Below are 22,260 nucleotides of genomic sequence, written 5' to 3'. Positions count from 1 at the left end.
CCTTCTGAATGACGGAGCAAAGATAATACTATTTTTTGAAATAACCTTCATTTTCTAAAAAAAATAGCATTTTTCGTTAACTTTTTTAAGAAAAACGGGATTTTTCCCTGCTTTTAACCTAAAAGATGCTCAATTTCCTGCTGACGGAGGATACAAAGTACCGACTTTCCGTCGGGCGTATAATTGACATTCTGGCAGGCAAAAAGATCATTCACCAGCCCCTCCATCTCTTCATTACTCAATATCTGCCCTTGAGGTATTGCAGCCTGGCGAGCCAGACTCAAAGCCAAAGTCTGATTGACTTCATCAATGGCTGATACGCCCTTTTCTACTGCAGAAGAAACCATGTCCTGTACCAGTTTAAGAGGATTCAATCCTTCAAGTCCGCCAGGAACTGAATTAACGGCATAGCTTCCGCCTCCAAGATCTTCCAGTTCAAAGCCCATCGATTCCATTTCAGGCAGGATCTTTTCAAAGATTACCTTCTCTGACATCGGGAACTGCACAACCTCAGGAAAGAGGACTTTCTGTGAATGAAAGGTCCGGTCAGCCAACTGACGCAAATACTGTTCGAACAAGACACGCACATGGGCACGATGCTGGTCGATAATCATCAATCCCGATTTTACCGCAGTCATGATATACTTACCTTTATACTGATAATGGGCTGGCGATTTCTCTGCAATGATACTGTCTGGCGTATTATCCCGACTAGAATCATCGGAAAACACCATGGTCTGCTCCATCCCCTGCACATCATCCTGATCTTTGAGTCCTTCATAAAGCTGTTCCCATTTTTCATCCACCTGAGGTTTCGACTTAGGAACAGAGAAACTGGCTCCCATAGGGACTGCTCCCGTGGAAGAGGAAGACTTGAACGGATTATAACCAGGATTCAAACTGATCTTCGGTGCCGCAGCAGCCGTACTCATCTCTGGATTATAAACAGGGATGTCCGGTTTATCCTCGGTATCGAAATCAATGGTAGGTACATCATTGAACATACCGATGGACTCCTTGACCGAAGCCGAAAGGATTTGCCAGATAGCCTGCTCATTCTCGAATTTGATTTCTGTCTTCGTAGGATGGATATTCACATCAATATCCTTCGGATCTACATCAAAATACAGAAAGTAAGGCACCTGTTCACCCTGAGGAACCAGACGGTCATAAGCAGCCATCACAGCCTTATTGAAATAAGGATGTTTCATGTATCTCCCGTTGACAAAGAAGAACTGATGCACACCTTTCTTTCTGGCAGATTCCGGTTTGCCCACAAATCCAGACACCTTACACATAGTGGTTTCTACATTTACCGGCAGGAGTTCCTGATTGAAACGCTTGCCGAAGACATCGAGAATGCGCTGACGCAAATTAGCGGCACGCAAATTGAATACTTCGGTACCATTGCTATGTAAAGTAAAGGTGATTTGAGGATTTACCAATGCAATCCGCTCGAAAGCCGTCAGAATATTGTTCAGCTCTGTAGAATTGGACTTCAGGAACTTCCTTCGCGCGGGTACATTATAAAAGATATTGCTGACAGAGAAGATGCTTCCCACAGCACAGGAGCATGGCTCCTGTTTCTCATATCGGGAACCAGAAATCTGTATCAGGGTTCCTATCTCGTCGGTTGCCTGTCGTGACTTCAGTTCTACCTGAGCCACAGCAGCTATTGACGCCAAAGCTTCGCCACGGAAGCCCATGGTGCGAAGTGCAAACAAATCATCAGCCTTACGGATTTTGGAAGTAGAATGACGTTCGAAAGCCAAACGAGCATCTGTTTCAGACATACCTTTTCCATCATCTATCACCTGGATGTTGGTACGGCCAGCATCGGTAACTGTGACATGGATATTCCTGGCACCCGCATCGACTGCATTTTCGACCAGCTCCTTGATAACTGAAGCCGGACGCTGTATAACCTCACCTGCTGCTATCTGATTGGCAACAGAATCGGGTAAAAGTTGAATAATATCACTCATCTCTAAATATTAATCATATAAGAAAATGATGCTTCATTATAATCAGTCAGTCAGTTTCTGAAGTGGAGCTTCATGACGCTTAATGTTCTTGAGTTCGGAGCCCTTGGATTTACCACGCCATACAAAGATATCATTCTTATCTTTAGGACGCAAGTCCTCGAACCAGGCAAAATTGTTAAGTTTATATTTTGCCGGCGGAATCTGCGTCATAGGATACATGGTAGATGTAAACTTATTGGTCCAGATTTTCTCCATCTTCCTGCCCGGTCCCATATACATGCGCATGGTATCGGTCTCCAGATAATTCAAGCCTATGAGCGAACTGTCCTTATCATCCGTCATATAATAGATGGTCTGCACATTACCGATAGACTCTCCTTGTTTAATTTCACCTTTTTCAAAGTAAGATTTCATCTCAGAAGAACTGATCTGATTGAAATGAACACTATCCGGCATCTGCTCTACAGACAGCGCCTGTCCGATGACATGGGCAAAACGAACGGTAGAGTCGTTCATGAAGACCAGAATCTTCTCGCCCAGCAACTGACGGTTTCCATTCCAGACGATAGGATCCTTATACATGGTCATGCAGGAATCCTGAGAATTGAAAACCAGGGAATCGCAGATGGCCTGCATATCCAGGCGATAGGCACGGACCTTAGGATAAGCATGCACCTTACGGTATACCGAATCGGTATTGATATGGAAGGTATTGATACGCATGGTATCAGAATGAACCCAAAGAGTATCTTTCTGCGAATAGTCGATCGCTACAGGATTGCGGGTGGCAAATCCATTACCGGTTTTCTCATTGTAACGCAGATAATTGCAAGTCAGGGAATTTTTATTTTTCTTGTCTACATAAACCACATTGCCATATCCGGTACTCTCCCCATCCTTTACATAATAGAGCGTATCACCCGTAAGTGTCTTGTCTTTATCTATAACCGTAGAACGGCCGTAAAGCTGCGCTCTATCGGTCTTGGTATCATAATATCCGTCTTCTGTCTTGACAACACTTGCACCGGAAACAATCTTAGAAGGTCCTACCATGTGAGCCTTTGACTTACGGACATCGTAATACAAAGTATCGGTGGTAACAACATCCTTGCCGCTGCGCAACTTGACATTATAGACAAACTTAGCCTCACGCGTTTCGGTATGATACTCACCCCAATCGGCAACCAGCTTATCCTTACCATCAATCAGCGTTCCGCCGTCAAAGAAGTTTGCCATATTATACAAGCGGTCGAAATCCAAGCTATCAGTACGCAAAGTCTGCCGGCGATGATGCAAGACCACATTCTTGCGTGCTCTCATCATCTGCATCTGCCCATCATACTCTGCTCTATTACAAGTGAGTGACAAGGTGTCTCCCTGCCGGTAATGAACATGTCCGAAAGCTTTCACGGAATTAGAAGCCTGATAGAAATACGCGCTGTCACAGGTAAGATGACTGCCCTGATGCAAGAAAGAGACCTTACCTTTCAATATTTGGGCATCAGGATTATTACCGAACATATCATAGTACAATTCATCTGCATGCAAAAGATATACGCGGTCACCATGAGGGCGCTTTCTGGCATGCTTCTTTGGAGCCTGCATGGCTTGCATCAGACAAAACCCAAACAGGCATAGAACCATAACCGATATGATTCTATGCCCTCTGATATGATTATTTAATCTTTTATTTATCATTTAATCCAACCTTGATATTCAAACTTACAATCCTTATAGCGATCGTTCATACGAACATAAGTCTGCTTGATTTTATTGACTACCCAATCGTGCAAGGTCTGGGCACGCTCCTTAGCCAACACTACATCCTTCATCACCTGAAAATCTTCGGTAATAGTAGCTCTATGTCCGTCAACACGGCTTACCAGTTTTACCAAAGCACAAGTGGTTTTACCCTTGGAATTCACCATAGTGAAAGGTGCAGAAACCTCACCTACCTTCATTGTATCTACCATACGGGCAACCTCGGTAGGCAGATCCTTCATCTGGAAGCGGGAAGTTCTTGACTGGTCAGGAGTAACATTGGCCATCAAACCCTTGTTGTTGCGGGTATCCTTATCATCAGACAATGCTTCAACAGCCTGCTCAAAGGTAAACTTAGCGGCACGGATATCATCACCGATAGAATCCAGACGGCCGATAGACTTATCAATAGCATCTTGAGAAACCTGAGGCTTGAGCAGGATATGGCGACACTTAATCTTATCACCACGCTTATCAATCAACTGGATGATATGATAACCAAACTCAGACTCAACAATCTTTGAGATTTTCTTAGGATCGGTAAGATTGAATGCTACATTTGCAAACGCAGGATCCAACATACCTCTACCGATATAATCCATCTCACCACCCATACGGGCTGAACCCGGATCCTCAGAATAAAGACGAGCCAAAGTAGCAAAAGAAGTCTCACCCTTATTCACACGGTCAGTAAACTCACGCAACTGATTTTTCACACGGTTAATCTCCTCAAGAGGAATACGTGGCTGCATGGTAAGAATCTCAACCTCTACCTCTGTAGGAACAAAAGGGATACTGTCTGCAGGTAAATCCTTAAAGTATTTACGTACCTGAGCTGGAGACACCTTGATATCCTTCACCAGTTCCTGCTTCATCTTCTGAATCAGCTGTTGGTTTTTGAAATCATCATGCATCTGCTGGCGCATCTGGGTGATACTTTGCTTGCGATACTCCTCCAGTTTTTCACGAGAACCAATCATGGAAACCCAACTATTGATCTGTTCGTCGATACCATTCATGACTTCTGACTCAGATACTTCGATACTATCGATAGCTGCCTGATGGAGAAACAGTTTCTGAACGGCAATCTGCTCAGGAATAGAACAGTCTGGGTCACCAGTATATTTAATACCTTCAGCCTCAGCCTGCAAACGGGTTACCTCGACGTCTGACTTCAGGATAGCCTCATCGCCGACAACCCAAATGACCTCATCAACCACACTACCCTCATTGATTTTCTGAGAATCGGCAGCAGCTTGTTGCTTGATATTTGCAGAATCAGCCTCATGAGCCAAAGCACTACGGCTTGCTCTTGTTGCACTAGCACTTATTCCTACTATCATCAGCAGGGCTATAAATGCCATTGTCATTTTATATCCAGTATTCATGTATTGTTTCTATAATATATTAATGTATATTGAGAGTGGTCAACATGCTATGGAAAACCACCACTTTATATTTCTTCTTCAATTGTGCGACCCATTGTTTCTCTAACGAGTCTTGATAGTCAGCAAGTACCACATCCGGGTATTCGCCATTCCGGGGCAGATTAACCTTCATCTTCTTCAGGCGCTTCATTTCCCATTTGTATTTTTTCTTATTCTTGGCATAGAAGGCAGCCAGACCTTTTTTATCAGCAACAGCCTTATCCCAAATATTACGCTGGCAGATTTCATTCAGCAAAAGGTTTTCTACTTCCTCCTGCTGCAGGTAGGTTCCCCGCCAATTTTCTACCTTAGCATCAGCAACATATTTTTTCTGATTACCATCATCATGTTTATCCAGCAACTTGACGATATGATAACCAAACTCAGACATAAACGGTCTACTAATCTCACCCTTTCGCAGAGAGAAAGCTACTTTTTCAAAAGCCTGCACAGTCTGACCTTTTGTAAACCATGCCAAAGTCCCCCCATTGACCGCAGACCCTTTATCATCAGAACACTTTTTTGCCAGGTCTGCAAAATCTGCACCTTTGCAAAGAGCCTGATAAATAGAATCGATTCTTCTTTCCACTACCTCCTGTTCCTGGTAAGATGCTTTCTGTCCCAATCTCAAGAGGATATGTGCAACATGAACACTGCCTTTATCGGGCATCAACTCGCATGACTCGACATCATCATATCGTTTCAACACACGCCTGATATTAGGCAAAGTATCGAGATGAGCATCCTTAGCAGCTTGCACTTTCAGCTTATAATCAACAAAGCCATCGGTAAACACCTTGATACTTTTAGAATCAACCGTATTTCCCAAATGATTTTTCTGATAAAAGTACTCAAATTCCGACTTCTTGACAGATTGACCATCAATAATCATAACAATTGGGTCGGTATGAGCAAAAGCAATGCTCCCCGAAAGGAGCATTGCCGCTATAAGTGCATAAAACTTCATATTTCCTAATTATATTATTCAGGACGGCTATAGTTAGGAGCCTCACTAGTGATAGTGATATCATGTGGATGACTCTCCAACACACCTGCATTTGTGATACGAGCGAACTTGGCATTGTGCAAGTTCTCGATGGTAGCAGCACCACAATATCCCATACCAGAACGCAAACCACCAATCAGCTGGTAGATGACCTCCTGGACAGTTCCCTTGTAAGGCACACGACCAGCGATACCCTCTGGAACCAATTTCTTGGCATCCTTGGTATCACCCTGGAAGTAACGATCCTTAGAACCATTCTTCTGTTCCATAGCCTCCAAAGAACCCATACCACGATAGCTCTTAAACTTACGGCCATTGAAGATAATGGTATCACCAGGACTCTCCTCGGTACCAGCAACCAAAGAACCGATCATGACGCAGCTACCACCGGCAGCCAAAGCCTTCACAACATCACCTGAGTAACGAAGACCGCCATCAGCTATCAAAGGCACACCAGTACCCTTAAGAGCAGAATATACATCATAAACAGCACTCAACTGTGGAACGCCAACACCGGCAACCACACGAGTAGTACAGATAGAACCAGGACCGATACCTACCTTAACACCATCAGCACCATTCTCTACCAAATACTTGGCAGCCTCGCCAGTAGCCACATTACCTACCACAACATCTACCTGTGGGAAGGCAGCCTTAACTTGCTTGAGCTTCTCAACTACACCCTTAGAGTGACCATGAGCAGTATCGATAACGATAGCATCAGCACCAGCCTCAACCAAAGCCTTGGCACGATCCAATGTATCTACAGTAACACCCACACCGGCAGCCACACGAAGACGTCCCTTGGCATCCTTGCAAGCCATAGGTTTGTCCTTAGCCTTTGTGATGTCCTTATAAGTAATCAAACCTACCAGGTGATTCTCGTTGTCAACTACAGGGAGTTTCTCAATCTTATTCTCCTGCAGGATGGCAGCAGCAGCAACCAAGTCGGTCTGGATGTGAGTGGTAACCAAATTCTCGCTAGTCATTACCTCATCAATCTTCTTGTCCATGTGGCGCTCAAAACGAAGATCACGGTTGGTAACAATACCTACAAGATGATTTTCATCATCTACCACAGGAATACCACCGATATGATAATCATGCATCATATCAAGAGCATCCTTCACTGTACTGCCACGACGGATGGTGACAGGGTCATAAATCATACCATTCTCAGCACGCTTCACAATAGCAACCTGACGAGCTTGCTCCTCAATGGTCATGTTCTTGTGAATTACACCGATACCACCTTCACGAGCGATAGCTATCGCCATTGAAGCCTCGGTAACGGTGTCCATCGCTGCTGTAACGAATGGAACGTTCAACTCGATGTTACGAGAGAACTTGGTTTTCAACTCTACCTGTTTTGGTAGTACCTCTGAATACGCAGGGATAAGAAGGACGTCGTCGTAAGTGAGACCGTCCATTACAATTTTATCTGCAACAAATGATGACATATTGTAACCTTTAAAAATTTATTGCGTGCAAATTTAGCAATAATTTCTCAGATAGAGTTCGCTTTTCACGAAAATCTTACCTTATTAATGCTATTTAACGTGATTAGTTGGCTTGTTCGGACAAAAACTTGATTCTGACGAGTCGAATTTCGTCTTCATTGTAGTCTTCACCCAATTCATCTTGAGCCGCATTCAAATCATCAGTATCGCTCTCCATGAAGTAATCGTAGATGTCATCTACATGGTCATCATCCACAACTTCCTCTATGAAATAATCGATATTCAGCTTGGTACCGCTGTAAACGATTGCCTCTATTTCGTCAAGCAATTCTGAGAAATCCAAACCTTTTGCTTCTGCCAAATCATCAAGATCTATCTGGCGGTCTATGCTCTGAATGATGCTTACCTTCAAGACTGATTTCTTGGCAACTGTCCTGACACGTAATTCCTCAGGACGCTCTATCAGATTCTCTTCACAATACTGATTGATCAATTTACAGAACTCCTTACCATACCTCTTTGCCTTACCGGCTCCAACTCCCTGTATGTTCTGCAATTCCTGCATATCTACAGGATACATCGTTGCCATCTGTTCCAGAGAAATATCCTGGAAAATAACATAAGGCGGCAATTTATGCTTCTTTGCTACTGTCTTACGCAAGTCTTTCAACATGGAGAAAAGTGTCTGATCCAAAGCACCTGTATTATGCTCGCTCAGAGGCGCTCCATCAAAATCATCAGAGAATTCCTTATCGGCAACGATCATGAATGATTCAGGATTCTTAATGAAACGCTTACCCGCAGCTGTCAACTTCAAAAGGCCATAGTTCTCTACATCTTTCTTGAGATAACCGGCTATCAACGCCTGACGGATAACAGGATTCCAAACTTTGGCATCCATATCTTCTCCTGCTCCAAACTCCTCCAGTTCATCATGCTTGTGAGAAACGATATCATCAGTAGCACGTCCCTTTACAAAATCGATGATATATTCCTGACGGAAATTCTCCTTCACCGCAGCAACAGACTCCAAAACAACGAGCAGCGCATCCTTAGCCTCGAATTTTTCGGTAGGATGCAGGCAGTTGTCGCAGTTATGGCAGTTTTCTTCATGATATTCCTCACCAAAATAATGAAGCAACATTTTTCTGCGACAGACAGACGATTCTGCATAGGCAGCCGTTTCCTGCAACAACTGTCTGCCGATATCCTGTTCTGCTACAGGTTTGTTCTCCATAAACTTCTCCAATTTTCTGAGGTCTTTACGGGCATAGAAGGCGATACATATACCCTCGCCTCCATCACGTCCGGCTCTACCCGTTTCCTGATAATAACCTTCCAAGCTCTTGGGTATATCATAATGAATAACAAAACGGACATCAGGTTTATCGATACCCATTCCGAAGGCGATAGTAGCAACAATGACATCAATACGCTCCATCAGAAAATCATCCTGGGTTTGAGAACGGGTAGCCGAATCAAGACCGGCATGATAAGGAGCCGCTTTGATTTCATTGGCTTTCAATACCTCTGCCAATTCCTCTACTTTCTTACGGGAGAGACAATAGATAATACCACTCTTTCCTTTGTGCTGACGAATAAACATGATGATCTGACGATCGATATCCTTGTTCTTCGGGCGCACCTCATAATACAAGTTAGGGCGGTTAAAAGAACTCTTGAATTCTTTGGCATCCATGATGCCTAAGTTTTTCTTGATATCAGTACGTACCTTATCTGTTGCAGTAGCTGTAAGCGCTATCACAGGTGCAACACCTATTTCGTTAATAATAGGGCGAATACGACGATACTCTGGTCTGAAATCGTGTCCCCACTCAGAGATACAGTGAGCCTCATCAATGGCATAGAACGAAATCTTTACTGTTTTAAGGAACTCAACATTATCTTCTTTCGTCAAAGATTCAGGTGCAACATACAGGAGTTTGGTCGTACCATTGAGAATATCATTCTTCACCTTCTCAATAGCCGACTTATTCAATGATGAATTGAGATAATGAGCCACGCCATCACTTTCACTCAAACCATTAATAACATCTACCTGGTTCTTCATCAAAGCAATCAGAGGAGAAATCACAATAGCTGTGCCCTCCATAATGAGCGAAGGCAACTGGTAACACAAACTCTTACCGCCACCTGTAGGCATCAATACAAAAGTATCATTGCCACTCATCAAATTTCTGATGATTGCCTCTTGATCACCCTTAAACGAATCGAAGCCGAAATAATGCTTCAACTGTCCTGTAAGATTAACCTGTTCTGTCATATCCACCTATTATTATATTATATATGTCTATATATACGATTAAATAGCATTCAATTGGGCGAAATGCCCAACTGATTTATGCAGTTTCCAACTGTCCGAGATGAGATTTATCCAACTGTTTCTTGGTATAGTCCAGCGTAACAGCAAATGATTTAACCTTCTCTGATGGAATCTCAAACATAGCATCCATCATCACAGCTTCAACAATTGAACGAAGTCCGCGAGCGCCCAGTTTATACTCTACCGCTTTGTCTACGATATAATCGAGTGCTTCCTCATCAAACTTCAACTTGATGCCATCCATCTCAAACAATTTCTGATACTGCTTGACAATTGAATTCTTAGGTTCAACCAAGATTTTGCGCAAAGCCTCCCTATCCAACGGATTGAGATAAGTAAGCACAGGCAAACGGCCGATAATTTCAGGTATCAAGCCAAAAGACTTCAAATCCTGTGGAAGGATATACTGCATCAAATCCTTCTTATCTATCTTAGCTACATTCTGAACCGAATTATAGCCTACTACGTGCGTATTCATACGCTGAGCTATTTTACGCTCAATACCATCAAAAGCACCACCACAGATAAACAGGATATTCTTGGTATCTACATGGATATAATCCTGATCAGGATGCTTGCGTCCACCTTTAGGCGGAACATTAACCATGGTACCTTCCAAGAGTTTCAACAATCCCTGCTGTACACCTTCGCCACTTACATCACGCGTGATAGAAGGATTATCGCTCTTGCGGGCTATCTTATCAATCTCATCAATGAACACAATTCCCCTTTCTGCTGCAGCCACATCATAATCAGCAACCTGCAACAGACGTGACAAGATGCTTTCAACGTCTTCACCCACATAACCTGCTTCAGTAAATACAGTGGCATCAACAATGGTGAAAGGAACATCCAACATCTTAGCTATTGTACGCGCCAACAAGGTTTTACCTGTACCGGTACTACCAACCATGATGATATTACTCTTTTCGATTTCTACACCATCTTCATCCTTTGGCTGCTGCAAACGCTTGTAGTGGTTATATACAGCGACAGCCAAATTGCGCTTAGCCTGATCCTGACCGATGATATATTCATCCAGGTATTTTTTGATCTCTACAGGCTTTGGCACCTCTTTGAGAACAAACTTACCCTCCCCAGCTTTAGGAGCCAAGACCCCTGTAGACTGTATAATTTCATAAGCCTGCTTAGCACAATCTTCGCAAATGAAGCCATTGATACCCGTGATGAGTAATCTGACTTCATTTTCTGATCTTCCACAGAAGCTACATACTTTCTTTGGCATATTATAATTATTATCTCTTCTTGCGCACCTTATTATATATACGCATATTTACTTAAAACAATTCGTTATTTACGAACCAACACATTATCTATCATTCCATATTCCTTGGCTTCTTCAGCTGTCATCCAATAGTTACGGTCGCTATCAGCATAAACCTTATCATAAGGAGTATGAGAATGGTCTGAAATGATAGTATACAATTCCTTCTTCATCTTCAAGATTTCGCGAGCCTCAATCTCAATATCAGAAGCCTGACCCTGAACGCCTCCTAATGGCTGGTGAATCATGACACGGCTATGAGGCAAAGCAGAGCGTTTACCCTCCTGACCAGAAACGAGCAGCACGGCAGCCATAGAAGCAGCCATACCTGTACAGATAGTAGCTACATCGCTAGAGATAAACTGCATGGTATCATAAATACCCAAACCAGCAGTAACGCTACCACCAGGACTATTCAAATAGATAGAAATATCCTTGCCACTATCTACAGAATCAAGATACAGCAATTGCGCCTGCAATGTATTTGCTGTGTAGTCATCAATCTGTGTACCCAGGAAGATGATACGGTCCATCATTAAGCGAGAGAATACATCCATCTGAGTAACGTTCAGCTGACGCTCCTCCAAGATGTAAGGGTTCATATACTGAGCCTGTGCCTTAATAACATCATCAAGCACCATACCATTCATACCAAGATGCTTGGTTGCATATTTTCTAAAATCGTTCATATCTATATAGTATTTTACGTCTTAAACCATACGAAAAAAGAGGTTATCGACCCTTATTTCTCGTTCGGTGGAACAAAGATAATAAAAAAAGTCGATAACCTCGTATTTATTTGAAGTTTTTTTTCAAAAAAATGTTATTCCTGCATCATCTTGTTGAAATCTTCTACAGAAATCTCCTTTTCGTTGAGTTTTACAGCTGTTTTCAGAGCTGCAGCCAACTTACGGTCGATAGAGCGATCTACAAGTGCATCTGTAGCGTCACCCTTCTTGAGGATTTCCTTAGCATAGTTCTCAATGTACTCCTCAGGAATGTTGTTCATACCATACTGAGCGAACTGAGCACGAGCTGCCTCCTTAGCTGTCTCCATCAGGTCATTGTCATCAACCTTGATATTCTGAGCCTTGATAAGCTGCTCCTTGATAAGATGCCATGTCAACTCCTTGATGCTCTCAGCATAGTTCTTCTCTACGAACTCCTCGCCCTTATCCTTGTTGTTAGCCAACATGATACGTTTCAAGAGTGCATCTGGGAACTGCAATTCACCTACCTTCTTCTCGCAGTGCTCGCGAACGTCGAGAATGAACTTATAATCAGAATCGTTAACGAGCTGTGCCTGCAAGCCCTCTGCAATCTTAGCACGGAAAGCAGCCTCGTCCTTCACGTCTGTATCCTCACCGAGAACCTGCTTAAAGAGCTCTTCGTTGATTTCATGCTTCTTGAAACGCTGGATTTCTGTAATCTGGAAGCTGAACTCTGACTCCAAGTCCTTAACAGCTTCACGCTCAATCTTCAGGAGTGAAGAAACCTCAGTATCGTTCTCTGGATAAGCCTTCTTAGGGTTGAATGTGATTACATCACCGAGCTTAGCATCGTTGAAGAGATTCTTCTGCTCGTCAACCTTGATGTAGCTAGGCATCAGGATAGCACCCTCTACAGTGATACCACCTTCCTTGGTATTGCCATTTTCATCAAGCTCACGCAAGTCACCCTTCAAAAGGTCATTCTCCTCGTACTTCTCAGCCTTCTCATAGCTACCTGCACGCTGAGCGTACATATCAATCTGCTGATCGAGAATCTTATCATCAACTGTGATGTTATAATAATCAACCTTGTCGCGACCATTGAGAGTTACCTTGAACTCTGGAGCAACAGCGATATCAAACATAAATGTGAAAGAAGTACCATTCTCCAAGTCAGCTGGCTCCTGCTTCTCTGATGGGAGAGGCTCACCGAGCATCTGGATACTGTTGTCCTGTACATACTTGTAAATCTGCTGACCAACGAGCTTGTTGATAGCTTCCATTTTTACAGATGGACCGAACTGACGCTTAATCATACCCATAGGAGCCTGACCAGGACGGAAACCTGGAACATTAGCCTTCTTACGATAATCTTTCAATGTCTTCTCGACATCATTCTTGTAATCTTCCTCTTCGACAACGAGGGTCAAAAGACCATTAATCTTGTCAGGATTTTCAAATGAAATTTTCATCTTGATATTTGTTATTTTATTATTGTTAATATTTTCTTTAATTCTACAGTTTTCGTGTATAACCGCAATTGGCTTGCAAAATTACACATTTTTAATGGATATACCTAATATATAAGAGAAAAAAATGATTTTTTAACCATCAGTCGCTGCTTCTTTGGCTCTTTTTTGCTCATCTATGAGCTGAAAGTCCTTCTTTCTGAGCACAAAACTGTTACTCAGATACTTTTCGCGCACAATCTTATTCTCTGCCAATTCCTCTGGTTTGCCCTGGAAAAGAATCTTTCCTTCGAATAGCAGATAGGCTCTGTCTGTAATGGTCAGAGTCTCCTGTACATTATGGTCGGTAATCAAAATACCGATATTGCGATACTTCAACTGCCATACAATATGCTGAATATCTTCTACCGCAATAGGGTCAACACCAGCAAATGGCTCATCGAGCATGATAAACTTTGGGTCAATAGCCAGGCAACGGGCAATCTCTGTACGGCGGCGCTCACCTCCGGAAAGCTGGTCACCCTTATTCTTACGAACCTTATTGAGACGAAACTCGCTAATAAGACTCTCTAATTTCTGCAACTGATAACTACGTGGCTTTCCTGTCATTTCCAAGACTGAAAGTATATTGTCCTCAACACTCATCTTGCGGAAAACACTGGCCTCCTGAGGCAGGTATCCGATTCCCGCACGGGCACGTTTGTATACAGGAAAATCAGTAATTTCCTGATCTCCCAGAAAGACATGTCCCTCATTAGGCACAACAAGTCCAGTTGTCATATAGAAAGAAGTTGTCTTACCGGCACCATTAGGTCCCAGTAATCCCACAATTTCTCCTTGCTTCACATTGATAGAAACTCCATTGGCAACCGTTCGTTTACCATAGCGCTTCACCAATCCCTCTGTTCGCAAAACCAGAGAATTCTGATTTTGCTGTTCGTTATTGTTAATTTCGTCCATAATTAGCTAATTTGGCTGCAAAAATACTAAAAATAAAGGAAATATCGCTTATAAAATCAAAAACTATTCATAATATTGCAGTTTTTTAGAGGATTTTGGTTAATTTTGCAGCAAAATTCAGTTTTAATAATAGCATGTTAATAGAAAAATGGCTTACCACCTTCGGTAAATATCTCATATTGATGGGACGTTCTTTTTCCCGTCCTGAGCGCATGCGCATGTTCTTGAAACAATACATCAAGGAGATGTCGCAATTGGGTGTTGACTCTATAGGTATCGTCTTACTGATATCCTTCTTCATTGGAGCCGTTATCTGCATCCAGATGAAATTGAACATCCAGAGCCCTTGGATGCCACGATGGGTTTCCGGCTACACCACCCGAGAAATCATGCTTCTGGAGTTCTCATCAAGTATAATGTGTCTGATTCTCGCAGGCAAAGTGGGCTCTAATATCGCTTCGGAGTTGGGAACGATGCGTGTCACCCAACAGATTGATGCCCTTGATATCATGGGAGTGAACTCTGCATGTTACCTCATTCTGCCTAAAATTCTCGGTTTGGTTACCATCATGCCATTTCTGGTTATCTTCAGTTCTGGCATGGGTATCATCGGCGCCTATGGAACAGCGTATATTGGGCATATCCTACCACCAGATGATCTGACACTCGGCTTGCAGCATTCATTTAACCAATGGTTTGTATGGATGAGCATCATCAAGAGTCTTTTCTTTGCATTCATCATTTCCAGCGTATCTTCTTATTTCGGTTATACCGTAGAAGGTGGATCTGTTGAGGTTGGAAAATCGTCAACCGATGCTGTTGTCTGTTCTAGTGTTTTGATTCTGTTTTCAGATGTTTTCCTCACTCAAATTCTCTCGTAAACTATGATAGAAGTTAGAAATCTCACCAAGTCGTTTGGCGACAAGGTTGTATTAGACAATATAAACGTCACCTTTGAAACAGGAAAGACTAATTTGATAATCGGACAGAGCGGTTCCGGAAAGACCGTACTCATGAAGAATCTCGTAGGATTACTTCAGCCTACAAGTGGCGAAGTTCTCTACGATGACCGTGACTTCACCCGGATGTCGAAAAAAGAAAAAGTCCAGATGCGCCGCGAGATGGGAATGATTTTCCAAAGTGCAGCCCTATTCGACTCTCTGAATGTACTTGAGAATGTCATGTTTCCACTTGATATGTTCTCTACTCTGAATTACAGGGAGCGCGTAAAACGGGCTCAGGAATGTCTTGACCGCGTCAATCTGATAGAGGCTCAGCAGAAATATCCTGGAGAAATCTCGGGTGGTATGCAGAAACGAGTAGCTATTGCACGTGCCATCGTAATGAATCCGAAATACTTGTTCTGCGATGAGCCAAACTCAGGTTTGGATCCAAAGACCTCACTTGTGATAGATGAACTGCTTTCAGGCATCACCAAAGACTATAATATGACTACCATCATCAACACCCACGACATGAATTCGGTGATGGGCATTGGTGAAAACATCTGTTTTATCTACCAAGGTCATAAAGAATGGCAAGGCAACAAAGATGAAGTGATGATCTCAACAAACGAGAAACTCAACGATTTAGTCTTTGCTTCCGATCTCTTCCGCAAAGTAAAGGAGGTGGAGCTGGAAGAAGCTAAAAACAAATAAAACAGTATCGTTCAAAAAAAGCCATCAGACCAGAAACTGGCTGATGGCTTTTTTATTACAAAATAAATACTATCTCATTTTCCAGGCATCCTTTACCTCTACCATAGGTACCACAATCTGTTCTTTAGTACTGTCACCATACACCACTTGTAAAAAAACATCAGCAACATGATGCGCTGTATCAGCTTTTGCATTCAGAACATTCACCTTAACCATACCTTTATGTTCATCTTGCTGCTGCTCAACAAACATTTTGGCATTCATCAGCAATTGATCCTGATAGCCATTTGGCAACCGATAAGGTTGATTGTAACCATCTACAAACTCCTTATACTTGCCATCTAAAAGCAAATCATAATATCCCTTGGCTGCAATACCGGCAAGATAGCCAGGATCAGATTTCTCCTCCCTACAGGAAGAAAAAAACAATCCCATCATGAATATCATAAAAATCAAAAGTTTCTTCATTTTTATACACTTTGATTCTGCATTCTTCGCTTCATTTATTTACTTCTGACGAATGAAGACGTTGATAGGACAGCCATGTAAGGACCAGTTCTCACGAATCTTATTCTCCAGGAAACGGCGATAGTTCTCCTTGACATACTGAGGCAAGTTTGCATAGAACACAAACGAAGGAATCGTTGTATTAGGCAACTGGGTGCAATACTTAATTTTGATATACTTACCCTTTATGCTCTGTGGAGGATATGCCTCGATAATAGGCAACATCACCTCATTCAACTTAGAAGTTCCAATATGAACCTTACGGTTCTGGTAAACTTCCTTGGCAGTTTCCAATACTCGGAAAATACGCTGCTTAGTCAAGGCTGAAGCAAAGATGATAGGAAAGTCTACGAATGGAGCCATACGCTTGCGGATTGCATTTTCAAAAGTATCAATTACCTTCTGATTCTTCTCCTCAACCAAATCCCATTTATTTACGACAACCACTAGACTCTTGTTGTTCTTCTGAATCAACTGGAAGATGTTCATATCCTGGGTTTCGATACCACGGGTAGCATCGAGCATCAGGATGCAGACATCACTATTCTCGATGGCACGGATAGAACGCATCACAGAATAGAATTCCAAGTCTTCACTTACCTTGTTCTTACGACGGATACCGGCTGTATCAACCAGGTAAAAATCGAAACCAAACTTATCGTATCTGGTATAGATACTGTCACGTGTAGTACCTGCAATTTCTGTCACGATATTACGATCCTCACCAATAAAAGCATTGATAATACTACTCTTACCAGCATTCGGACGACCTACTACCGCAAAACGAGGAATATCTTCTTCGATTGCCTCCTCAGGATTATCCTGAAGTTTGTCCAAAATCATATCAAGCAAATCACCTGTACCACCACCTGTAGCTGCACTGATACACTGGGGATCCCCCAAGCCCAACTTGTAGAACTCAGCAGCCTGATAATACTCTGCGCTGTTATCAACCTTGTTAGCAACAAGGATAACAGGCAATTTGGCACGACGCAAAATAAGCGCCACGTCTTCATCCCAATCAGTAAGGCCAGTGTTAACGTCTACTAGGAAGAGAACCAGGTCAGCCTCTTCGGTAGCAACAAGCACCTGCTTGCGGATAGCATCTTCAAAAATATCATCAGATTTTACAACCCAACCACCGGTATCAACAACCGAAAATTCTCTACCATTCCAACTGCACTTACCATACTGACGGTCACGAGTAGTACCGGCAGTATCACTAACGATAGCGCGACGTGATTGAGTCAAACGATTAAATAAAGTAGACTTACCCACATTAGGGCGTCCTACAATAGCTACTAAATTTGCCATAAACAGTCATTATCCTCCTTCCTTTTAGGAGGTATTCAAGGATGTGGTCTCTGCATCCAAGTTAATAATTTTGCCGAAGCTGACCTTGCTCCGGCCCTCGCTCTTTTGGCGAGAGTCACTCCCTCGATTACATTCAGGGAGGAGTTATTTTAGTTGATAGTTTATAGTTATTAAGGGCGTCTTTAAACTATTAGCTCTTAACGATCAATTATTCCGGATTATATCCAAAGGCATCAAGTTCTCGCTGAGAACTGCGCCAATCCTTATCAACTTTTACGAAAGTCTCCAAGAAGATTTTCTTGTCGAAGAACTTTTCCAAAGCCTTACGACTCTCGGTATTCACCTTTTTCAATGCAATCCCCTGGTGCCCGATGATGATACCCTTTTGGGAATCACGTTCAACATAAATCACCGCATTAATGTGGATACGTTTTTCATCTTCCTTAAATCGCTCCACTCTTACCTCTACAGAATAAGGTATTTCCTTATCATAATAGAGCAAAATCTTTTCTCGGATAATCTCTGAAACGAAGAAACGGGCAGGCTTGTCTGTCAGCTGATCCTTATCAAAGAAAGCAGGAGATTCCGGCAAGAGTTCCTTAATGCGCTTCAAGAGCATATCCGTTCCGAATTTATTCTTCGCTGAGATAGGAAGAATCTCTGCATTAGGCAACAAAGAGTGCCATTTTTCAACAATATCACCCAACTTCTTCGGATCACTCTGATCAATCTTGTTGATGAGCAAGAGTACAGGAATCTGCATTTTCTTAACCTTTTCCAAGAATTCCATGTTCTTTTCAGGGTTTTCTATCACATCAGTCACATAAAGCAGCACATCAGCATCCGCCAATGCACTCTCAGAGAAGGCAAGCATCATCTCTTGCATCTTGTAATTAGGCTTCAAAACACCAGGAGTATCAGAAAATACAATCTGCATATCATCAGTATTCACAATACCCATGATACGATGACGGGTTGTCTGAGCCTTAAAAGTTGCAATACTAATACGTTCACCCACCAATTGATTCATCAAGGTACTTTTTCCCACATTAGGGTTACCTACTATATTTACGAAACCAGCTTTATGCATAAAAAATTGAATTTAGCAAAATTTTACTATCAAGAAGTTAAGCTCTATTGTTTTTAAGCTAAAGAAACGCATCCTTACTTATTTATAGAGAAATAAGAAAGATGCGTTTCCTTATATAGATTATTATTCTATCCTATTTTTATAGATTACTTTCCGTAAGCAGCGCCATCATACGCCCACTTATAGAAAGAAGCGCCATGTACAAATCCTGCACCAAATGCTGTGAAGATGACGTTATCGCCCTTCTTCAATTGGCTTTCAGCATCCCAAAGTGCCAATGGAATTGTTGCTGCACTAGTATTTCCATAATGATCGATGTTTACAACCACCTTATCAAGTGGAATTCCAGCACGCTTGGTTACTGCCTCGATAATACGGAGATTAGCCTCGTGAGGAATTACCCAGTTCACATCATCAGCCTTCAGATTGTTCATTTCCATGATCTTCATCACGTCGTTGCTCATATCTGTTACTGCGTAACGGAATACAGTACGACCTTCCTGATAAAGATAGTGCAGGCGATGATCAACTGTAAAATGTGATGGAGGGCAAACAGAACCACCAGCCTTCATGTGAAGGAAAGGCAAACCTTGTCCATCTGTACGAAGGTATGAGTTCTGAACACCAACGTTCTCCTCTTCAGTTGCCTCCACCAAAACCGCACCTGCTCCATCTCCGAAGAGAACACAAGTAGCACGGTCTGTGTAATCTACCAATGAAGACATCTTGTCAGCACCAATCACAATAATCTTCTTGTATCTACCACTCTGAATCATGCTTGCAGCAACATCAAGGGTATACAAGAATCCACAGCAAGCTGCAGAGAAGTCAAATGCGAAAGCATTCTTCAACCCCAGCTTACCGAGGACGATAGATGCTGTAGAAGGGAACTTGTAGTCAGGTGTCGTGGTTGTTACAATCAGTGCATCGATTGTATCAGGATCAACGCCAGTCTTCTGAATCAACTGCTTGGCAGCTTTACGCGCCAGATAGCTGGTCCCGAGGCCTTCCTCTGTAAGGATGCGGCGCTCTTTGATACCCACACGGGTGGTAATCCACTCATCTGTAGTATCTACCATGCGAGACAATTCCTCGTTGTTGAGGATATAGTCTGGCACGTAGCCACCAACACCTGTAATTACAGCATTAATTTTACCCATTATTCAGCTGCTTCCTTAACGATTGCAACCTTACCACGATAGTAACCGCAAGTAGGGCAAACAGTGTGGTATACATAGTATGCACCACAGTTAGGGCAAACTGCCAATGTAGGAGCTACTGCCTTATCATGAGTTCTTCTCTTAAGTGTACGTGTCTTTGACTGTCTTCTTTTAGGATGTGCCATAATTTTTAAATGTTTAAAATTTTAATTTTTATTTTTTCAATTTCAATAGAGCTTCCCAGCGTGGATCTACAGTATCCTCTTCTTCCTCACCGCTTCGGGCGGCAGAATGCTCATTGAGCTTTTCAATCATAGCAGGGTTGCATTTTCCAGGTGCATGCACATGCTTGATGGGAATATTGAGATCTATAAATTCATAGATAAACCAGGCGACATCGAGTATTCCTTCGTTCTCGGCCACAGTCACCAGATCATCATCCTCTGAGTACTCTTCTCCGAATTTTACGACTAGCCTGTCATTAGTCTCTATGGTTTGATCCATATCGTCCAGACAGATGTCGCATGGTATGTGAACCACTCCCTCAGTATGGAAATTGAGCTCGAAGAAGTCGTCCGTCCTATTGACAGACAGACTACTTGACAACTCGCCTCTCTGAACATCAGGAGCATCGATTGCCTCAAAATATTCATTGGTAAGCTTAAATTCCTTTTCGGTTATCCCTTGAGGTAAAGCTTTCAAATCAATCTTAAAAGAATCTATGTTACACATATTCAATATATACTATATTGTTTCGGGCTGCAAAGTTACAAATAATTTTTGAGATAAAATAATTTTTTATGTAAAAATCACTAAAATCACTCATTATTAATTGATTATTCTTTCTTTAACTCGATTCTGCAGGTGGTTCCATGCCCAATTTCTGTACTTTTCACCCATATTTTGCCATGATGGTATTCTTCTACGATTCGTTTAGCTAGTGATAAACCTAAGCCCCAGCCTCGCTTTTTGGTAGTAAAACCGGGACGGAATACATTCTTCAAATCCTTTTTTCTTATACCATTTCCTGTATCTGAAACTTCTATAATAGCTTTATCATCTGTTTCTTCCACGTGGAGCGTAATCTGTCCACCATTTGCTCCCATAGCATCAACAGCATTCTTCGACAGATTTTCTATCACCCATTCAAAGAGAGAAGCATTCATCTTAACGATAACATCCTGTTCAGGTATTTCCTTCACCATTTTAACATTCTTCGATGTTCGACGATCCATGTAGTCTATAACATGATTCATCACTTCGTTCAAACTTGCAGGAACAGGTTCTGGCAGGGCACCTATCTTTGAGAAACGGTCTGCTATCAGTTGCAAACGCTGGATATCCTTGTTCATTTCAGGAATGAGTTCGTCATCCGGATAATTCATCTTCAGAATTTCAATCCAAGCCATCAGACTGGAAATTGGAGTACCCAACTGATGAGCAGTTTCTTTAGACAACCCCACCCACACCTTGTTCTGTTCCGCTCTTTTGGAAGTAAGCAAAGCAAAGATGGCAATAACCACAAAGAGCATGACTACCCCCAACTGAATATAAGGATAAGCTGACAGACGTCGTATCATGAGGGATTCATCATAGCAAACCTGAATATAGTCATGCGTTGAATCATCTAGTTCAATTTTAATATTCTTGCCTTGTTTCAAGAGCCGCTGACCAATGGCAGAAGCATAAGCAAGGGACTCTGCATAATCTTTCCCTTCAACATCAACATTACGAAAAGTCTGAGCATGGTTTTCAGAATCCATTACAATAACCGGAATGGAATTATTTTCATTGATAACCTTCAATACCAAGTTCAAATCAGTATTCTCATCGGCATTATTGAGCGTACGCATAGCTTCAGCCCAAACCGCCATACGGGTGCGTTCCTCTTCTGCTAGATCACGAACCAGAAAATGAGACACGACAAGAGAGGCGACAGCAATAAACACTGCCGCTATCACCAAAAAAATCTTCACCTGTCGTATTCTATCGGTCCAAATCATGCTGCAAAGATAATAAAAATCCGTGTAATCAACGCCATCTGCTGATAAAAAACATCATGAGCAGATAAAAAGACCAAAAAAGCCTCAGAAATCTTTCGAAATCTGAGGCTCTTGATAAAAG

Annotated in this window: 19 protein-coding genes; 2 read left to right on the top strand and 17 right to left on the bottom strand. The window is 42.3% G+C overall.

Annotated features, from left to right (window positions below; genetic code table 11):
* Positions 1-113: 113 nt before the first annotated feature.
* The 10 genes from mutL to lptB form a co-directional block, all read right to left on the bottom strand.
* On the bottom strand, positions 114-1,985 hold the full coding sequence (gene mutL / locus DWV53_RS05405; protein ID WP_118152160.1) for a DNA mismatch repair endonuclease MutL: 1,872 nt from the start codon (positions 1,983-1,985) through the stop codon (positions 114-116).
* A 42-nt stretch (positions 1,986-2,027) separates the two neighbouring features.
* Positions 2,028-3,683: an OstA-like protein gene (locus tag DWV53_RS05400; protein ID WP_117728562.1), complete on the bottom strand. Its 1,656-nt coding sequence runs from the start codon at positions 3,681-3,683 to the stop codon at positions 2,028-2,030.
* Positions 3,680-5,134 (bottom strand): peptidylprolyl isomerase, encoded by a 1,455-nt coding sequence (locus DWV53_RS05395; RefSeq protein WP_118152158.1) that lies wholly within the window; start codon positions 5,132-5,134, stop codon positions 3,680-3,682. The genes DWV53_RS05400 and DWV53_RS05395 overlap by 4 nt, the downstream gene beginning before the upstream one ends.
* Positions 5,135-5,153: 19 nt before the next feature.
* The gene (locus DWV53_RS05390; protein WP_118152156.1) at positions 5,154-6,140 is read right to left on the bottom strand and encodes a peptidylprolyl isomerase; all 987 of its coding nucleotides are present in this window, start codon (positions 6,138-6,140) and stop codon (positions 5,154-5,156) included.
* Positions 6,141-6,154: 14 nt separating this feature from the next.
* Positions 6,155-7,639 (bottom strand): IMP dehydrogenase, encoded by a 1,485-nt coding sequence (gene guaB / locus DWV53_RS05385; RefSeq protein WP_089544985.1) that lies wholly within the window; start codon positions 7,637-7,639, stop codon positions 6,155-6,157.
* Between the two features lie 103 nt (positions 7,640-7,742).
* Entirely contained in the window at positions 7,743-9,923 is a 2,181-nt protein-coding gene (gene recQ, locus DWV53_RS05380; RefSeq protein WP_117728554.1) for a DNA helicase RecQ, read from the bottom strand.
* 76 nt (positions 9,924-9,999) lie between these two features.
* Positions 10,000-11,229 carry an ATP-dependent Clp protease ATP-binding subunit ClpX gene (gene clpX / locus DWV53_RS05375; RefSeq protein ID WP_118152154.1) on the bottom strand — a complete coding sequence of 410 codons (1,230 nt, stop codon included), beginning with the start codon at positions 11,227-11,229 and terminating at the stop codon, positions 10,000-10,002.
* A gap of 65 nt (positions 11,230-11,294) precedes the next feature.
* Complete coding sequence (gene clpP / locus DWV53_RS05370) at positions 11,295-11,957, bottom strand: ATP-dependent Clp endopeptidase proteolytic subunit ClpP (protein ID WP_006848346.1); 663 nt, start codon at positions 11,955-11,957, stop codon at positions 11,295-11,297.
* A gap of 134 nt (positions 11,958-12,091) precedes the next feature.
* Positions 12,092-13,450 carry a trigger factor gene (gene tig / locus DWV53_RS05365; RefSeq protein WP_118152152.1) on the bottom strand — a complete coding sequence of 453 codons (1,359 nt, stop codon included), beginning with the start codon at positions 13,448-13,450 and terminating at the stop codon, positions 12,092-12,094.
* A gap of 132 nt (positions 13,451-13,582) precedes the next feature.
* The gene (lptB, locus tag DWV53_RS05360; protein WP_022121319.1) at positions 13,583-14,407 is read right to left on the bottom strand and encodes an LPS export ABC transporter ATP-binding protein; all 825 of its coding nucleotides are present in this window, start codon (positions 14,405-14,407) and stop codon (positions 13,583-13,585) included.
* Between the two features lie 134 nt (positions 14,408-14,541).
* Between lptB and DWV53_RS05355 the strand changes: the two genes are divergently transcribed.
* Positions 14,542-15,288 (top strand): MlaE family ABC transporter permease, encoded by a 747-nt coding sequence (locus DWV53_RS05355; RefSeq protein ID WP_118152150.1) that lies wholly within the window; start codon positions 14,542-14,544, stop codon positions 15,286-15,288.
* Positions 15,289-15,291: 3 nt separating this feature from the next.
* Positions 15,292-16,065 carry an ABC transporter ATP-binding protein gene (locus tag DWV53_RS05350; RefSeq protein WP_118152148.1) on the top strand — a complete coding sequence of 258 codons (774 nt, stop codon included), beginning with the start codon at positions 15,292-15,294 and terminating at the stop codon, positions 16,063-16,065.
* A 69-nt stretch (positions 16,066-16,134) separates the two neighbouring features.
* On the opposite strand, the gene DWV53_RS05345 is transcribed toward DWV53_RS05350, so the two are convergent.
* From DWV53_RS05345 to DWV53_RS05315, 7 genes are all read right to left on the bottom strand, one after another.
* The gene (locus DWV53_RS05345; protein WP_118152146.1) at positions 16,135-16,533 is read right to left on the bottom strand and encodes a hypothetical protein; all 399 of its coding nucleotides are present in this window, start codon (positions 16,531-16,533) and stop codon (positions 16,135-16,137) included.
* A 39-nt stretch (positions 16,534-16,572) separates the two neighbouring features.
* Positions 16,573-17,886, bottom strand: a complete 1,314-nt coding sequence (gene der / locus DWV53_RS05340) for a ribosome biogenesis GTPase Der (RefSeq protein ID WP_118152144.1) — start codon at positions 17,884-17,886, stop codon at positions 16,573-16,575.
* A 208-nt stretch (positions 17,887-18,094) separates the two neighbouring features.
* Positions 18,095-18,976, bottom strand: a complete 882-nt coding sequence (gene era, locus DWV53_RS05335) for a GTPase Era (protein WP_006848354.1) — start codon at positions 18,974-18,976, stop codon at positions 18,095-18,097.
* Between the two features lie 146 nt (positions 18,977-19,122).
* Positions 19,123-20,136 (bottom strand): beta-ketoacyl-ACP synthase III, encoded by a 1,014-nt coding sequence (locus DWV53_RS05330; RefSeq protein WP_006848355.1) that lies wholly within the window; start codon positions 20,134-20,136, stop codon positions 19,123-19,125.
* On the bottom strand, positions 20,136-20,321 hold the full coding sequence (gene rpmF / locus DWV53_RS05325) for a 50S ribosomal protein L32 (RefSeq protein WP_006848356.1): 186 nt from the start codon (positions 20,319-20,321) through the stop codon (positions 20,136-20,138). The genes DWV53_RS05330 and rpmF overlap by 1 nt, the downstream gene beginning before the upstream one ends.
* A gap of 28 nt (positions 20,322-20,349) precedes the next feature.
* Positions 20,350-20,868, bottom strand: coding sequence for a YceD family protein (locus DWV53_RS05320; RefSeq protein WP_118152142.1), 519 nt, complete (start codon positions 20,866-20,868; stop codon positions 20,350-20,352).
* Positions 20,869-20,972: 104 nt separating this feature from the next.
* Positions 20,973-22,139, bottom strand: a complete 1,167-nt coding sequence (locus DWV53_RS05315; RefSeq protein WP_118152140.1) for a sensor histidine kinase — start codon at positions 22,137-22,139, stop codon at positions 20,973-20,975.
* Positions 22,140-22,260 lie beyond the last annotated feature (121 nt).

Source organism: Segatella copri (genome assembly GCF_003465495.1).
GTDB lineage: Bacteria > Bacteroidota > Bacteroidia > Bacteroidales > Bacteroidaceae > Prevotella > Prevotella copri_G.
This window is presented reverse-complemented; position numbering and strand designations above follow the sequence as displayed.

Coding starts and splice junctions, on each gene's coding strand:
- mutL (WP_118152160.1), bottom strand. CDS start 1,985: ATGAGTGATATTATTCAACTTTTACCCGATTCTGTTGCCAATCAGATA.
- DWV53_RS05400 (WP_117728562.1), bottom strand. CDS start 3,683: ATGATAAATAAAAGATTAAATAATCATATCAGAGGGCATAGAATCATA.
- DWV53_RS05395 (WP_118152158.1), bottom strand. CDS start 5,134: ATGAATACTGGATATAAAATGACAATGGCATTTATAGCCCTGCTGATG.
- DWV53_RS05390 (WP_118152156.1), bottom strand. CDS start 6,140: ATGAAGTTTTATGCACTTATAGCGGCAATGCTCCTTTCGGGGAGCATT.
- guaB (WP_089544985.1), bottom strand. CDS start 7,639: ATGTCATCATTTGTTGCAGATAAAATTGTAATGGACGGTCTCACTTAC.
- recQ (WP_117728554.1), bottom strand. CDS start 9,923: ATGACAGAACAGGTTAATCTTACAGGACAGTTGAAGCATTATTTCGGC.
- clpX (WP_118152154.1), bottom strand. CDS start 11,229: ATGCCAAAGAAAGTATGTAGCTTCTGTGGAAGATCAGAAAATGAAGTC.
- clpP (WP_006848346.1), bottom strand. CDS start 11,957: ATGAACGATTTTAGAAAATATGCAACCAAGCATCTTGGTATGAATGGT.
- tig (WP_118152152.1), bottom strand. CDS start 13,450: ATGAAAATTTCATTTGAAAATCCTGACAAGATTAATGGTCTTTTGACC.
- lptB (WP_022121319.1), bottom strand. CDS start 14,407: ATGGACGAAATTAACAATAACGAACAGCAAAATCAGAATTCTCTGGTT.
- DWV53_RS05355 (WP_118152150.1), top strand. CDS start 14,542: ATGTTAATAGAAAAATGGCTTACCACCTTCGGTAAATATCTCATATTG.
- DWV53_RS05350 (WP_118152148.1), top strand. CDS start 15,292: ATGATAGAAGTTAGAAATCTCACCAAGTCGTTTGGCGACAAGGTTGTA.
- DWV53_RS05345 (WP_118152146.1), bottom strand. CDS start 16,533: ATGAAGAAACTTTTGATTTTTATGATATTCATGATGGGATTGTTTTTT.
- der (WP_118152144.1), bottom strand. CDS start 17,886: ATGGCAAATTTAGTAGCTATTGTAGGACGCCCTAATGTGGGTAAGTCT.
- era (WP_006848354.1), bottom strand. CDS start 18,976: ATGCATAAAGCTGGTTTCGTAAATATAGTAGGTAACCCTAATGTGGGA.
- DWV53_RS05330 (WP_006848355.1), bottom strand. CDS start 20,136: ATGGGTAAAATTAATGCTGTAATTACAGGTGTTGGTGGCTACGTGCCA.
- rpmF (WP_006848356.1), bottom strand. CDS start 20,321: ATGGCACATCCTAAAAGAAGACAGTCAAAGACACGTACACTTAAGAGA.
- DWV53_RS05320 (WP_118152142.1), bottom strand. CDS start 20,868: ATGTGTAACATAGATTCTTTTAAGATTGATTTGAAAGCTTTACCTCAA.
- DWV53_RS05315 (WP_118152140.1), bottom strand. CDS start 22,139: ATGATTTGGACCGATAGAATACGACAGGTGAAGATTTTTTTGGTGATA.